Annotated in this window: 13 protein-coding genes and 3 rRNA genes; 4 read left to right on the top strand and 12 right to left on the bottom strand. The window is 64.0% G+C overall.

The features are described 5' to 3' along the window. Positions 1–144: ribosomal RNA gene (locus AC1DOQ_RS26360) — 16S ribosomal RNA — on the bottom strand; the annotation flags it as partial. Positions 145–825: 681 nt separating this feature from the next. On the opposite strand from AC1DOQ_RS26360, the gene AC1DOQ_RS26355 reads away from it, so the two are divergent. The 3 genes from AC1DOQ_RS26355 to AC1DOQ_RS26345 are packed head-to-tail and all read left to right on the top strand — an operon-like array spanning position 826 to position 4376. After that, positions 826–2820, top strand: coding sequence for a sigma-54-dependent Fis family transcriptional regulator (locus AC1DOQ_RS26355; protein WP_477371193.1), 1995 nt, complete (start codon positions 826–828; stop codon positions 2818–2820). 9 nt (positions 2821–2829) lie between these two features. Continuing rightward, a complete protein-coding gene (locus tag AC1DOQ_RS26350) occupies positions 2830–3423 on the top strand; it encodes a cytochrome b (protein WP_477371190.1) in 594 nt (197 codons plus the stop codon). Continuing rightward, a complete protein-coding gene (locus AC1DOQ_RS26345) occupies positions 3420–4376 on the top strand; it encodes a beta-propeller fold lactonase family protein (RefSeq protein ID WP_477371187.1) in 957 nt (318 codons plus the stop codon). The genes AC1DOQ_RS26350 and AC1DOQ_RS26345 overlap by 4 nt, the downstream gene beginning before the upstream one ends. 3 nt (positions 4377–4379) lie before the next feature. On the opposite strand, the gene AC1DOQ_RS26340 is transcribed toward AC1DOQ_RS26345, so the two are convergent. From AC1DOQ_RS26340 to AC1DOQ_RS26305, 8 genes are all read right to left on the bottom strand, one after another. Next, a complete protein-coding gene (locus AC1DOQ_RS26340; protein WP_477371184.1) occupies positions 4380–5366 on the bottom strand; it encodes an ATP-grasp domain-containing protein in 987 nt (328 codons plus the stop codon). Between the two features lie 30 nt (positions 5367–5396). Then, positions 5397–6095 (bottom strand): hypothetical protein, encoded by a 699-nt coding sequence (locus AC1DOQ_RS26335; RefSeq protein WP_477371181.1) that lies wholly within the window; start codon positions 6093–6095, stop codon positions 5397–5399. Beyond that, entirely contained in the window at positions 6092–6994 is a 903-nt protein-coding gene (locus tag AC1DOQ_RS26330; RefSeq protein ID WP_477371178.1) for a quinoprotein dehydrogenase-associated putative ABC transporter substrate-binding protein, read from the bottom strand. Before AC1DOQ_RS26330 ends, AC1DOQ_RS26335 begins: the two co-directional genes overlap by 4 nt. Next, the gene (locus AC1DOQ_RS26325) at positions 6991–7404 is read right to left on the bottom strand and encodes a c-type cytochrome (protein ID WP_477371175.1); all 414 of its coding nucleotides are present in this window, start codon (positions 7402–7404) and stop codon (positions 6991–6993) included. Before AC1DOQ_RS26325 ends, AC1DOQ_RS26330 begins: the two co-directional genes overlap by 4 nt. Before the next feature lie 76 nt (positions 7405–7480). Further along, positions 7481–9286 (bottom strand): methanol/ethanol family PQQ-dependent dehydrogenase, encoded by a 1806-nt coding sequence (locus tag AC1DOQ_RS26320; protein WP_477371172.1) that lies wholly within the window; start codon positions 9284–9286, stop codon positions 7481–7483. Positions 9287–9313: 27 nt separating this feature from the next. Continuing rightward, the gene (locus AC1DOQ_RS26315) at positions 9314–9658 is read right to left on the bottom strand and encodes a hypothetical protein (protein ID WP_477371170.1); all 345 of its coding nucleotides are present in this window, start codon (positions 9656–9658) and stop codon (positions 9314–9316) included. Beyond that, positions 9655–10227 (bottom strand): S-(hydroxymethyl)glutathione synthase, encoded by a 573-nt coding sequence (gene gfa, locus AC1DOQ_RS26310; protein WP_477371167.1) that lies wholly within the window; start codon positions 10225–10227, stop codon positions 9655–9657. The genes AC1DOQ_RS26315 and gfa overlap by 4 nt, the downstream gene beginning before the upstream one ends. 26 nt (positions 10228–10253) lie before the next feature. After that, positions 10254–11360 carry an S-(hydroxymethyl)glutathione dehydrogenase/class III alcohol dehydrogenase gene (locus tag AC1DOQ_RS26305; RefSeq protein WP_477371164.1) on the bottom strand — a complete coding sequence of 369 codons (1107 nt, stop codon included), beginning with the start codon at positions 11358–11360 and terminating at the stop codon, positions 10254–10256. Positions 11361–11614: 254 nt separating this feature from the next. Here AC1DOQ_RS26305 and AC1DOQ_RS26300 point away from each other — a divergent pair, with 254 nt between their 5' ends. Then, positions 11615–11773, top strand: coding sequence for a hypothetical protein (locus AC1DOQ_RS26300; RefSeq protein ID WP_477371161.1), 159 nt, complete (start codon positions 11615–11617; stop codon positions 11771–11773). A gap of 116 nt (positions 11774–11889) precedes the next feature. Here AC1DOQ_RS26300 and AC1DOQ_RS26295 read toward each other — a convergent pair whose 3' ends face one another. From AC1DOQ_RS26295 to AC1DOQ_RS26285, 3 genes are all read right to left on the bottom strand, one after another. Then, positions 11890–14244 carry a TonB-dependent receptor gene (locus tag AC1DOQ_RS26295; protein WP_477371157.1) on the bottom strand — a complete coding sequence of 785 codons (2355 nt, stop codon included), beginning with the start codon at positions 14242–14244 and terminating at the stop codon, positions 11890–11892. Positions 14245–14443: 199 nt separating this feature from the next. Further along, a 5S ribosomal RNA gene (rrf, locus tag AC1DOQ_RS26290) occupies positions 14444–14556 on the bottom strand. A 120-nt stretch (positions 14557–14676) separates the two neighbouring features. After that, positions 14677–14779: ribosomal RNA gene (locus tag AC1DOQ_RS26285) — 23S ribosomal RNA — on the bottom strand; the annotation flags it as partial.

Genomic DNA, 14779 nt, shown 5'->3' with positions numbered 1-14779 from the left:
TTATCCCCCACTTCTGGGTACGTTCCGATGTATTACTCACCCGTTCGCCACTCGCCGCCAGGTTGCCCCGCGCTGCCGTTCGACTTGCATGTGTAAAGCATGCCGCCAGCGTTCAATCTGAGCCAGGATCAAACTCTTCAGTTTAATCTCTGTTTGCGACACTTTCGTGTCATCCGCTATTGCTAGCGGAGTCGCCCACTCAAAATACTGACCGTTACTCATTGCTGAGCAACGTTATACTTTTTGTGAACATTTTATAATTTAAGCATTCAGCACCCCGAAGGATGCTGGCACTTCATCAAACGCCCACACTTATCGACTGTTGATTGTTAAAGATCGTATTCGGTACTGCCTTGCTGCATCCGGCGAATCGTTTTGTTCGTCAGCAGCAGAGGAATGAGATTATGCCGTGTTTCGCTTACCTCGTCAACTCCATCTTTTTCTGCAGTGCACTCGGCATGGCCGTTTATACAAGTTTAATTCGTTGATTCTATTAAACTTTTCGTGCGCTGCAGAAGCAGGACGCGAACTATAGCAAAACTCGGTGGCGCCAACAAGTCCTGTTGTGCGGACGGCGCATCTGGACCCCAGGCCTCGATATGAGCGAACAGTTCACGCTGATTCAATGAGCCATGATACCTGTCTGGACTTCGGGAAATCGGGCTCTTCCGACAACGCTATTGGTTAAAAATATTGTGAACACTTGAACTATTCGCTGCCGAGAGTACTATCTGATGCTGTGGTTGCAACTCAATAACAGTCCATACGATAACAAGCCATGGCCGGCGCCTTGCCCGGCACGTGAGTGAGGACGCAGGAGACAGCATGCCAAACTTTGCCGTGGAACACGTCAACCGTGTCCGCTCGGTCGTTCAAAGCCGAAACGGACCCGGACGTCCTGGAAGCGCAAACCGCATTACCCAGTCCTGGATACGATGCCTCGACGAGTACCGGCTCGATCCCGGCACCTGCGCCGAGCCCGAAGTCGTCCCGTTCGCCGAATTACGGGAGCGCCAGGAACGCCTGGCCGATGTCCAGGCGGTCGCCAAAGTCGAGATGGCCAACCTGTACCAGCAACTGGCGGGCTCCGGCTACGCAATCATGCTGACCGACCGCGAGGGGGTGCTGCTCAATTATTTCGGCGACCCCGCCTTCACGCATGCGGCATCGAAGACCGGCCTGATGCCCGGTGCGGTATGGAGCGAACGTGCGCAGGGAACCAACGGCATGGGCACCTGCCTGTTCGAACGACGCCCCGTAACCGTGCACCAGGACGAGCACTACCTGTCCAGGAACACCGGCCTCTCCTGCGCTGCGGCGCCGATCTTCGATCACGAAGGCGAGCTGGTCGGTGTGCTCGACGCCTCCGGCGAATCGCGCCTGGCCCAGCAACACACACTCGCGCTGGTCAGCATGTCGGTACAGATGATCGAAAACCGGGTGTTCCTGCACCAGTTCCGCCATGATTTCATCCTGCGTTTTCATAACCGCCCGGAGTTCGTCGGCACCTTGAGCGAAGGTGCGATCGCCTTGAGTGTCACCGGCAAGGTGCTGGCCGCGACGCGCTGTGCCCTGTTCCAGCTCGGATTCAACGACCGCAGCGAGATCGTCGGCCGCGACATCACCGAGCTGTTCAACATTACCTTTTCCGGCCTCATCGACAGCACGGTCAGGAAAGCCTTCCATCCGGTACCGATCTTTGAGATCCGCAACGGCGCGCGCTTTTTCGGCGTGATGTACCAGCCCCTGTCGGCTGCCAGTCCACGCCATGCGGCACCGATCGGACTCCTGCCCGGGGTCGCCGCCAAGGAAGAATTCTCCATCCAGCCCGACAGCCCGCTCGACAAATTGCAGTTCGGCGATCCCGTCATGGCGGCCAATGTCGAGAAAGCCAAACGCGTTCTCGAACGGAACGTCGCAATCATGCTGCTGGGCGAGACCGGCACTGGCAAGGAGATGTTCGCGCGTGCCATCCACGCGTCCGGCAGCCGGGCCAGCCGTCCTTTTATAGCAATCAATTGCGCATCGATACCGGAATCGCTGATCGAGAGCGAACTGTTCGGCTATCGCTCCGGTGCCTTCACGGGCGCCAGCAAGGAGGGACAGCGCGGCAAACTCCTGCAGGCCAATTCGGGCACGCTCTTCCTCGATGAGATCGGCGACATGCCGGTTGCCCTGCAGGCCCGGCTGCTGCGGGTACTCGAGGAGCGCGAAGTGGTTCCGCTCGGGAGCGAGACCCCGGTCAAGCTCGACATCCGCCTCATCAGCGCCACCCATTGCGACCTGCAGAAGAAGATCGAACTCGGCGTCTTCCGCGAAGACCTGTATTACCGCTTGCAGGGCGTGACGCTCACCCTGCCGCCCTTGCGCGAGCGCGCAGACCGCGCAGCCTTGATCCGCCACCTGGCGACGGAGGAAAGCGACGAGGGCAGCCCGGTCGAGCTCGATGCTCGCCTCCTGTCCGTGCTCGAACAGCAGCGCTGGCCCGGCAACGTACGCCAGTTGCGTCACCTGTTGCGCAGCATGATCGCCCTGCGGGACACAGACTGCCTGACCGTGCGCGACCTGCCGCCCGAATACCGGGATACGACTGCCGAGGCGCCGCCGCCGGCCCGTACCGGAATGGAAGCGGGAGCAATGACCGAATCCAGCCTGAACACGCTCGAAAGCGCCGAGCGGCGCGCGCTGCTGCAGGAACTCCAGCGTCACGAATGGAACCTGAGCGGCGTGGCGCGGGAGCTGGGCATCAGCCGCAATACACTGTACCGCAAGCTGCAGCGGCTCAACATCAAGCCGCCCGAGAAATCGCTGGTTCACTGAGCGGAGCCCATGCACAAGCCCGAACGCGACCGCTACACGACCACGGCCATCGTCCTGCACTGGCTGATCGCCCTGCTGCTGCTCGGCCAATTCGCATTTGGCCTGATGCTGGACGATATTCCGCGCGGCACGCCGGAACGCGGCATGTACGTCAACCTGCACAAGAGCAGCGGCATCCTGATCGGCCTGCTGATCGTGCTGCGCCTCGCCTGGCGCCTGATGCATGCGCCACCGCCACTGCCCGACAGCATGCCGGCCTGGCAGCGGCACGCGGCCAGGCTCAGCCATGCAGTCCTGTATCTTTGCATGCTGATGCTGCCGCTATCCGGCTATCTCGCATCGAATTTCAGCAAGCATGGCATCAAGTTCTTCAACCTGGTGCGCCTGCCGCCCTGGGGGCCCGACGACAGGGCGCTGTACGTCCTCTTCAACCAGACCCACCATCTCACCGCGCTGCTGCTCGCGCTGTTCGTCGGCGTGCATGTGCTTGCGGTCGCCAAGCACATGCTGATCGATCGCGACGGCCTGTTGTGGCGCATGTGGCCACGCCGTACCGTGCGACGCATCCGCCGCCACGCCGGCCTTCCCCTGGAGAACCGATGACTCTCAACCCGACGCACCTCGTTTCGACCACCCTGGCGCTGCTGGCGGCGCTGCCCTCCTTCCTGCATGCCGAACCCTTCGCCTATGTCCCCAACGAGGGTGCCGGCACGGTGTCCGTCATCGATACCGCCACCGACCAGGTGGTAGCCTCCCTGCCCGGCGGCAGCAAGCCGCGCGGCCTGGCGGTCGGCCTCGACAGGCACTGGCTGTACGTCAGCGACCAGCCGAACAATAGCCTTCAACTGGTCGACATCGCCGCCCGCAAACCGGGCGCAGCGATCGCGCTGGGAGAGTCGCCGGAAGGTGTCTCGATGTCCCCCGATGGGCGCTGGGTAGCGGCGGCGGTCGAGGGCAAGAACGATATCGCGGTGGTCGACACACGCAGCAATGCGCTGGCGTTCGCGATCAAGGTCCACGGCAAGAACCCCGAGCACGCGGTGTTCAGCCCGAACGGCCGCCTGCTCTTCGTCAGCGCGGAAGAAGGCGACGCCGTCGACATCATCGATTTCGCCGCACGCAAGCAGGTAGGCCAGGTCGCGGTCGGTGCGCGCCCACGCGGCATCGGTTTCCTGCCCGACAGCAGCCGCGCCTACGTGGCGACGGAGAACGCCAACGAAGTCTTCGTCATCGATACCAGCAGCTTTGCCATCGTTGCCCGCATCAAGGCCGGGCTGCGTGCGAACGGCATCGCCGTCCATCCGGGCGGCAAACAGGTCTATGTGTCGAATGGCGGCGATGGCAGCGTGTCGGTCATCGATACCGACAGCAACCAGGTCGTGGCGACGATTCCGGTAGGTCAGCGCCCATGGAACATGGCGCTGACACCGGACGGCAACAAGCTCTACGTGGCGAATGGCCGCTCGAACAGCGTGTCGGTGATCGACACCGCAAGCCGGACCAAGCTGCGCGACATCCCGGTCGGGAAACTCCCCTGGGGCGTCGTGATCAGGTAGTCCTCAGTCCGCGCCATCCGCGCCGTCGCCGAGATCCACGCTGACGGCACGGCGGGCCTGCAAGGGGCCGGGCATGGCCGCCGGTCCCTTCAACAGCTCGATCACCAGGCCTGCCGGGTTATGCCCGATCGCGGCGTGCAGGCCGACATAGGCGGCGGTCAGACGCGGATTCACATCCAGCACCACGGGGCCTGCGCTGGTGAGGGCGAAGTCGACGCCGACATAGCCCCACAGGCTGGGAATTGCCGCCGCCACCTGCTGGGCCAGGCGGCCGAGAGCGCCATCGCGGTCTTCCAGCCCGCCGACAGTGCTGCCAAGGAAGTGGAAGCGGTTGTTGCGCATGGCCACCCGCTCCAGGTTGCAGCTCAGCACCCGAGCCACGCCATCGCAGCACAGCAGGGACAGGCTGCCCAGTTTGCCGGCAATGAAGGGCTGCAGCACATAACCCTCCGCCGCCGCGACACGGATCCACGCCAGCGCCGCCGCGCGATCGCTGAACAGGCGGATGTTGAAGCAACCGGCACCGCCGTCGGGCTTGACCACCCACGCCCCCCGCACGTCAGGCAAAGCGGCGTGCGGACTGTAGGTGGCGGCGACCGGAACGCCGCCATCCGCCAGCGCGCGCGCCACGTTGAGCTTGCTGCTTGCCACATGCACGGCACCTGGTGCACTACCCAGCAGGATCCGGTTGGCGCCCAGGATCTCGCGCGACAAGCGTTCCAGCAAGCCTTCCGGTTCGATCGCCAGGGGCCATACCGCGTCGGCCGCTTCCAGTCCAGCCTGGAAGCGCTCGCTGAAAGCCGGCCGGGCCCCGGATGCGTCCTGCACCGGCGCGATCGTCGTCAGCTCGATGCCGGGCACGGCGCGCAGGTCGGCCTGCAGGGCCTGTAGCAGCATGTCGCCCTGGCGCCTGAGCGACTGCGGCAGCCGTCGCGGCAGCGGCCCGCCGGCGGTCGCGTAATCGAATGCGAATACTTTCAACGGCGCCATCGCGTGTCTCCTGCTGATGTCCCATGCGACTCAGGGCTGCTTGGGCGTGACGCTGATCAGTGTCAGGGTTTCATCGATCACGGGCACAGGCGCCGGCACGCCCGGCATGCTGGCGGCGGTCCGTAGCGGCTCCGGCTTGCCGACCGACGTACGCAACTGATACAGGCCTCCAGGCACCTGTTCGCTCAGGACGAAGGTGTAGATCTTGTGCAGGTATTTCTCGAAGCGTGCATGCATGGGGTCGTTCAGGTAAGGCTGGATGCGCACCACCTGCGCATCCAGCGTCCTGCCCTGGTAGACGATCTGCTGCCGGCCCACCTGGGCGCTTTCCGCCAGCGCCATCCGGATCCGCTTGCGGAAATAACTGGTCGAGCCGCCGGTCAGCCGCTTCATCTCGGCGATGTCGTGCTCGAGGAAGCCGAGCAGGACCGGGTTGCCATGGGCTTCCTCGAGCGCTGGAATGTCCTGCCTGTGCTCGCCCGACAGGAAATGCAGGGTCGCACTCAGCTTGCCCTTGACCTCGGCAAGGTCGAGCCGCACTTCGTCGCTGAAGCCGGGCTCGACGTTGCTGTCCTTGCGAAAGGCATAGACCAGCGTCGCCGGCGCCTTCAGGCGCGCCAGGTGGTCGGTCTCGAACAACAGGGTTTCGGCGGACGAGATCTGCTGGGCGGCCGCCGGCCCCACGGCAAGCGCGGCCAGCATCGCGAACACTGCGAGCCGGCGCATCATGGTTTCCCCGGGCGTTGAGAAGCGAGCACCCGTCCCTGCTGGTCGAGCTGCGGTACGCCGTACTCGTCGAGGATGGCGGCGATCTTGCCGCGGTTGGCATCGATCAACTGGTCGATGCGCTGCCTGAATTCCTTGTCGCCATGACGCACCGCCATCGCGATCTCGAAATCGAGCTTCATGCCCGGGCGCGACGCAAGCGGCACGGCCACGATCGGCGCCGCGTGCGTATTGCGTGCGAAGTAGCCGGCGATCGGTCCCCAGACGAAGGCCACGTCGATCTTGCCGCTGGCGAGGTCGCGCTCGATGATCTGGCCCGGGTACTGCTCGGCGTCGCCGGTCTGGTTCTGGTACCAGTCGACCTGCTCCATGAGCCTGTTCTCCATCAGCCAGTCGGTGACGGGCGAGGACGTGAAGGCGCCGAAGCGCAGCTTGCCGCGCTGCTCAGGCTTCAAGGCCGCCAGGTCGTCCAGGCCGCGCACGGCGTCCAGTCCCCTGCCCTTCACGTACACCAGCGCATAGCTCGAGTGGTAGTAAGGACGGGTGGTGGCCGCCATGTCGAACCCGGCCGGCACGCCGGTCACCAGGTCGCACTTGAAACGGTCGGAATTCTCCACCTTGGCGCGCAGGGTATTGCGGATGAAGCCGATACGCTGCGGGAACCATGTGTGTTCCAGCTTCCATCCCAGCTCCTGGGCGAACAGGGCCGCGATCTTGTTCTCGAAACCGGTCTGGTCGCGGTGCGAGAACGGCAGGTTGTTCGGATCCTGGCAGACACGCAATACCTTGTCCTGGCCGGGCCCTGCCTCATTCATCGCCTGTTGGGCGGCGATCGGTCCGGCCACGCAGAGCAGCGCCAGCGCGCCCCCCGCCAACCTGCCCAGGCTGCCGGGCCACCTCATTTGCCGATCTCCTTCAGGTGGCCCGGCTGGATCGCGCCATCCGAGCGTCCTTTCAAATAGGAATACAGGTTGTCGATGTTCTCGACCACCATCTTGCTGCCGTCGAAGTTGGGCATGCCCTTGTCGATCCGGCCGTGCAGGACGGTCTGCTTGAACTGCTCTTTGGTGAGCACTTTCAGGCTGTCGATCAGCGAGGGGCCGACCATGCCTTCCTGCGCCGCGCCGTGGCAGCGCTCGCAAGCCAGGGCGCGCCAGGTCTTCCAGCCGCTCAGGGTCTGGGCATCCACCTTGTTGCCGTCGGCTACCTTGTAGGGTGCGGCGCTCGCGGGCGCGGCAGCCTCCTCGGCGACGGCGGGTACGGCGGCCATGCAGACGGCCGCGCTCAACATCAGGGTCACGAATTTGTTCATGGCGATTTCCGGTAATGACAGGGTACGGCCACCGGCCTGCGAGATGCCGGCGGCCGCGCGATACGGATCCTGCGGATCAGCGATCCGGCAGCGCGAACACGGTCAGCACGCCACCGAGTTCGGTGTATTTGGCCAGGTCCTTGTAGCCGCCCACGGCGCCCAGCCCTTCGGTGCCCTTGGTCAGGCCCGCCGCCAGGCCGATGCCGGCCCAGCCGCCGATGCCCGACAGCACGCCGACATACTGCTTGCCCTTGTATTCCCAGGTCGTGACGTTGCCGATGATGCCGGACGGGGTCTTGAACTTCCACAGTTCCTTGCCGTTGTGGTCGACCGCCTTGATATAGCCTTCCAGGGTGCCGTAGAACACCACGTCGCCGGCGGTCGACAATGCGCCGCTCCACACCGAGAACTTCTCGGGCTTGGACCAGACGATCTTGCCGGTGCTGGCATCCCAGGCGATGAAATTACCCAGGCCGCCATGGCTGTTCGGCGCCGCATACATCGACAGGGTCGAGCCGACGTAGGGTTGACCGGCCGTATACTCGATCTGGAAGGGCTCGTAGTCCATGCACACGTGGTTGGTCGGCACATAGAACAGGCCGGTCTTGTGCGAGTAGGTGGCGGGCTGCTGGTCCTTGGTGCCGAGGGCCGAAGGACAGATGCCCTTCGAATTGACGTCCGGACCGTTCTTGTCGGTGCTGTACTTCGCCACCACGACCGGACGTCCGCTCTTCATGTCGATGTGGCTGGCCCAGTTGACCGCCGGATCGTATTTTTCGGCGACGAGCAATTCGCCGCTCTGCCGGTCCATCGTGTAGGCAAAGCCGTTGCGGTCGAAGTGCACCAGTGCCTTGCGCGGCTGGCCCTTGACCTTCATGTCCGCCAGGATCATTTCGTTGACGCCGTCATAGTCCCACTCGTCGTGCGGCGTCATCTGGTAGACCCATTTCGCCATGCCGGTGTCGAGGTCGCGGGCAAAGATCGTCATCGACCACTTGTTGTCGCCCGGGCGCTGGCGCGGGTTCCAGGTGCTGGGGTTGCCGCTGCCGTAGTACACCAGGTTCAGTTGCGGGTCGTAGCTGTACCAGCCCCAGGTGGTGCCGCCGCCCAGCTTCCACTGGTCGCCCTGCCAGCTCTTCAGCGAAGAGTCGGGGCCGACCGGCGCCATCTTGCCGTCGGTCCAGGTCATGGTCTTGGCCGGGTCGATCAGCATTTCCTGGTCCGGCCCGGTGCTGAAGGCCTTCCACAGCAGCTTGCCGGTGTTCGGATCGTAGGCGGCGATGCGGCCGCGCACGCCGAACTCGCCGCCGCTGATGCCGGTCAGCAGCTTGTCCTTGAAGATGTGCGGTGCATTGGTGGTGGTTTCGCCGATCTTCGGATCGCCGACCTTGGTCTTCCACAGTTCGGCGCCGGTCTTGGCATCCAGCGCCACCAGCGTGGTATCGGCCTGCTGCAGGAAGATCTTGCCGTTCGAATAGGCGAGTCCGCGGTTGACCGTGTCGCAGCACATCACCGGAATCACGGTCGGATCCTGCTTCGGCTCATACTTCCAGCGGATGCTCTGGTCGTCCAGCGAGATCGCGAACACCTTGTTCGGGAAGGGACTGTGCAGGTACAGCGTGTCGCCGATGATCAGCGGGCCGCCTTCGTGGCCGCGCAGCACGCCGGTCGAGAAAGTCCAGGCCACCTGCAGGTTTTTGGCGTTCTTGCTGTTGATCTGCTTGAGTTCGCTGTAACGCTGGTTGCTCAGGTCACCGGCCTGCATGGCCCAGTTCTTCGGGTCCTTGCTCAGCTGTGCGACATCGGAGTCGGCCGCGAAGGCCGGCGAGGCGGCGAATACGAGGCAGGGCCACCAGCGGATCAGTCTTGTTTGCAATGACATATTGGTCTCCTAATGTTTTCTTGTGGTTCAGCGCTGCTGCACATGGCAGGCCTTGTTCGCATCGGCCTGGATGGTTTTGTACTTGTCGGCCATGACCTTGACCGTAGGTGCATCACGAAACACACCGCCGCGCTCTCCTGCCAGGGCCTGGTCGCGCAAGGCGGTCGACATCGCCACGAAGTCCTCGTAAGGCATCGCCTCGGCGATGCGGTCGATGACGCACGAGCACTTGTAGAGGAACTCGTACTTGCCGTCGTGCTTTTGCATACACTCCAGCACGTACTCCACCCGCCCACTGGTCGGGAATTCGTTGGGCTGCGCGGTGGCCGGCGCCGCCAGGGATGCCAGCATCAGCACGGGCAGGAGCTTCATAGGATGCCCTTGGCTTTGGCGACGTGGGTCGAGATGGCGTCCATCAGCGGCGGCGACAGGCAGTCGTAGGGCGGCAAGCCGATCTCGTTCAGGCGCGCACGCACGGCGCCCATGTTTTCGGGCCGCGCGCCGGACTCGATGATGGAGGAGACGAAGGCCGCGAAGGTGGGCGCCGCCCAGCCACGCCGGTTCGAGCGCTCGGTGTGCACGAAGTCCAGGCCGTAGAAAGGATGCGCCGTGTTTTCGATGCGCCCATACATGTGCACGCCGCACTCGCGGCAGGCATGCCGCACGATGGTGGCGGTGGCATCGACCGGCTGCAGCTTGTCGCCGTTGGCGACCACCTGCAGGTTCTCGCGCGGCACCACCGCGACCTGGGAAAACAGCGACCCTGCCGGCTTCCAGCATTTGGTGCAGCCGCATACGTGGTTGTGCGCCACCTGCCCCTTGATCTCGACCGTCACCGGGTCGGTGGCGCACAGGCAGGTCAGGGTCCCGCCTGCGAAGTCCGGCGCCTCCGGCGGAATGCCCTCATCGACGGCCGGGTGAATATGGACTGCACTGTTCATGGTCATGTCTCCTCTTGTCGTTGGACTTAGTACAGCACTACCGAACGGATCGATTGCCCGCTCTTCATCAACTCGAATCCTTCGTTGATGCGCTCGAGAGGCAAGGTATGGGTAATGAGGTCGTCGATGTTGATCTTGTTTTCCATGTACCAATCGACGATGCGGGGCACGTCGGTGCGGCCGCGGGCGCCGCCGAAGGCCGAGCCTTTCCAGACGCGCCCGGTGACCAGCTGGAACGGACGGGTCGAGATTTCCTTGCCGGCTTCGGCCACGCCGATGATGATCGACTGGCCCCAGCCCTTGTGGCAGCATTCCAGCGACTGGCGCATGGTGGTGACGTTGCCGATGCACTCGAAGGAATAGTCGGCGCCGCCGTCGGTCAGCTGGACGATGGCGTCGACCACGTTGTCGACTTCCTTCGGATTGACGAAGTGGGTCATGCCGAACTGGCGCGCCATCTGTTCGCGGCCCGGGTTGATGTCCACGCCGATGATCTTGTCGGCGCCGACCATCCTGGCCGCCTGGATCACGTTCAGGCCGATGCCGCCCAGGCCGAACACGACCACGTTGGCGCCGGGTTCCACCCTGGCCGTGAAGATCACCGCGCCCACGCCGGTGGTGACGCCGCAGCCGATATAACAGGTCTTGTCGAAGGGTGCGTCGGAGCGGATCTTGGCCAGCGCGATTTCAGGCACCACGATGTAGTTCGAGAAGGTCGAGGTGCCCATGTAGTGGTAGATCGGCTGGCCGTCCAGCGAGAAACGCGACGTACCGTCCGGCATCAGCCCACGGCCTTGCGTGGAGCGGATGGCCTGGCACAGGTTGGTCTTCTGCGACAGGCAGAATTTGCACTGGCGGCATTCCGGGGTGTACAGCGGAATGACGTGGTCATCGCGCTTGACGCTGGTCACGCCGGGACCGACGTCGACCACCACGCCCGCCCCTTCATGGCCGAGGATGGCCGGGAAGATGCCTTCCGGATCGGCGCCCGACAGCGTGTAGTAATCGGTATGGCAGATGCCGGTGGCCTTGACCTCGACCAGCACTTCGCCGGCGCGCGGCCCTTCCAGGTCGACCTCGGCGATCGTCAGCGGTGCTCCGGCCTTCCATGCGATGGCGGCTCTCGTTTTCATGGTGTCTCCGTTGTGAATGGTCTTGTGCTACGTCCAGGCAATCGCAAGGGTCGTGCCAGGCACCTGGCGTGGGAAACCTGTGCAGAGCTCGTGTAGAGCCGTGCCGGAACCGCAACACTCAAGCGGCAACTGTGCAAATCTGGAGCAGCTGTCCTGCCGCGTGAAACGGGAAACCGGTACGCCGTACGGGGTCGAAGGGATGGCAGGCATATTGCTTTAACTACAAACCATTCAATCCGGAACAGGGAGAACAGATGACGCACCCACCATGCGGGCTGAACGCCATCGCCGCGCTGTATGCGGCCGGCGGCGTGGCGCTCGCCTGCCCGGCGTACGCGGCCGATACCGGGACCGGCGCGGCGGCCGGTATTCCCGTCGTGATCGTCACCGGCAGTCGTGCCGAGCACCGGTGATCGGGGTGCTGTACAAGGTGGCGCGAGGACTGAATCTCTATACCAATAAACGCTTTTACGAAGCGGCGCCGGGGCGGCAGTGGATGGCCGGCCTCACCACCGAATACCGCTTCTGATCAGAAACGATAGCGCAGGCCGGCGACGATGGCGCGCGGTGCGCCCGGCGCCACGAAACGCGCCTGTTCGGCCTCGCCGGCCTGCTCGTGCGGCGCGAGCAGGCGGCCGTGCGGGAACAGGTCCGGTGCGAGCGCGCCGAAGGTTTCGTAGCGGCGGTCGAACACATTGCTGATGCGTGCAAAAAAATCCCAGTTATCCGCCGGCCGGTAGCTGGCGCGCAAGCCGAGCAGCAGGTAACCATGCACCCGCCGGTCGGCGCGATGCGCATCTTCGCCGTCTTCGGGATCCTCGAGCAGGCCGTCCTCGTTTCCTTGCGTGACCAGGCTCGATACCGCGTGGACGTCCGCGCCCAGGGTCAGCGCCGGGCTCGTGTTCCAGTCCAGCGACAGCTTGCCGGTATGGCGCGGCAGGCCCGCCATCCGGGTCCCGCGCCGGACCCGGACATGGCGCGCACCGGTGAACAGTTCGCCGTCGGCGTCGTACACCGCCTGCAGATAGCTGTAGGAAAAGCGTAAGCCGAGCCGTCCGGACTGGCGGCTCAACATGGCGTCCAGGCCCTGGTGGCGGGTACGTTCGAAATTCGAAAAATAACCCTGGCGCGACGGCGAGCTCAGGAACAGGATGTCGTCGCGGTTGACTGTCCGGTGCAGGGACAGCGAATAGCTGCCCGACACGCCATCCTGCTGGAAGCGGCCGCGCGCCCCAGCCTCCATCGTGCGCGCTACGACCTGCTTCAGGTAGGGATCGGATTGCAGGCCGACCGGCAGGCGGCAGGGATTGTCCGGGTCCGCGCATCCGAGTTCGATCACGGTCGGCACCCGGCTGCCCTGGGCGACGTTGGCGAACAATGTCACACGCGGAAGCAGCACATGGGTGAAGCCGAGCGCGGGATTCAGGCGGCGGTAGCTGAAGCCTTCCCGCGGCTGCGCGCCGCGCTCGTTGCTCAGGGTGTTCTCGACGCGCGTGTGGCCATAGCGGGCGCTGGCCGTCAGTTGGGTTCCCGGTGCGACTTCCATCGATGCGGAAAGATAGGCCGCGGCAGTACGCGATGTGCCGACCACCGATGAGGTCGGCTCGCGCGGCTCGAGCGGATCCCCGATGACTTCGCGCGCGACGGTCACGAACGCCGCCTGTGCGAACTGGGCGTACTCGACGTCGCTGCGGTCCAGGCTGGCGCCGCCGTCCAGGCGCACCAGGCCGCGCCGGGTGCCGAACGCAAGACTGCCGCCGCTGCCATTCTGGCGCGTGCTGGTCGTATTCAGCACGCCGGCATGCAGCGCGGCGCCCTGCTCCCTCGTCATCTTGCATGAGGCAGGCGCGAGCGGCGTCCCGCCGGCGCCGAAGCCGGCGCCGCAATCATCGACGTAATCCTGGTATTCCTCGCTGACGTCGCCGTTGACGGTATCGCGACGGCTGTTGCGGACATAGGCGACGGCGCTCAGTTCGCTGTCGCGGGCGAAACGGTGCATGAGGTTGAAAGTGCCCTGCACCAGGTGGTTGCGAGTCGTGTCCGGATAGGTATAGACGGCGCTGCGTTGATCCTGGTACAGAGGGTCCGGCAACAATCCGTTGCCGAGCACACGGCTGCGGCCGGCGAGCAGCGACGCGCTCCAGTCAGTGGGTCCATTCGCGCGGCCGACCTTGGCAAGCACATTGCCCAGCCTTCCGGCGGAATGAGCGCGCCAGCCGGCGTCATCGAACAGCGTGGCGCCGATGAAGCCGTGCCAGCCGCCGCTGCCCTGCCAGCCATGGGCGATGTCGCTGCGGCGCCGGCCCTGGCTGCTTACCGAGAATTCGAACTCGCCGCCCGGATCCGTGAGACCGGACCTGGTCCTGAAGGCGAGCGCGCCGCCCAGCGTGTTCAGGCCGTACAGGGGGTTGGCGCCGGTGACGAGGGTCAGGTCGCCGATCGCCGCCTCCGGCACCATGTCCCAGTTGATCACATCGCCGAAAGGCTCGTTCACGCGCACGCCGTCCAGGTAGATGGAGATGCCCTGCGAGCTGCCCAGTATGGACGAGGCGCGAAAGCCGCGGAAGGTGATTTCGCTCTGGAAGGGGCTGCCCGAGATCTCGTTCGCGTTCACGCCGCTCAGGTTGTGCGCCATGAATTCGGCCAGATTCTCGCCGCCCGCCTTGCGGATGGCTTTGTCGCTAGCTACCTGTACCGGATAAGGCAAGAGGTCGCGATCGATGCCGAGACCATAGACAGGAGCAAGGCCGACGACCTCGACCCTGGCGACGCGCGGCTCTTCGGCGGTGGCGGCGGTGGTGGCGGTGCCGGCGAGGAGCAACAGGAAAGGCATGCCAAGCCGTGCGGCGGCGGCGCCCGCCGCGCGACCGATTCGATGCGCCATCCATGTCCCCTGGTCGTGTCGTTTGTTGTAGTGCGAGCAAATGACATGCCAACTGGCCGATCCCGTTAGGGGAAGCTCGATTGTTCGGAAACGGTACAGGTGTTGTGGATGAGTGTAGCGGAATGGAGCGATCGAAAATCGCGCCCAGAAAAGCAAAAAGCCCGCTCAATCGGATTGAGCGGGCTTCTGCGAATAATTAGCCTGACGATAACCTACTTTCACACTGGTTGCAGCACTATCATCGGCGCAAAGTCGTTTCACGGTCCTGTTCGGGATGGGAAGGGGTGGTACCGACTTGCTATGGTCATCAGGCATGACTTGTACGCGTATCGTCTCCTGAGGAAGACGCGACGCTGAATCCGGAAGAAGTAGTTTTATCTGTTGTGTCAACAAACAGCTGTCATCGTACCCCGGCATGACTGCCAAGGTTATAGGGACAAGCCGTACGGGCAATTAGTATCGGTTAGCTTAATGCATTACTGCACTTCCACACCCGACCTATCAACGTCCTGGTCTCGAACGACCCTTCAAGGAG

The organism is Massilia sp. 01N417 (assembly GCF_056399645.1).
Note: the sequence above shows the minus strand (reverse complement) of the source record. Positions and strands in the feature narration are given on the sequence as shown.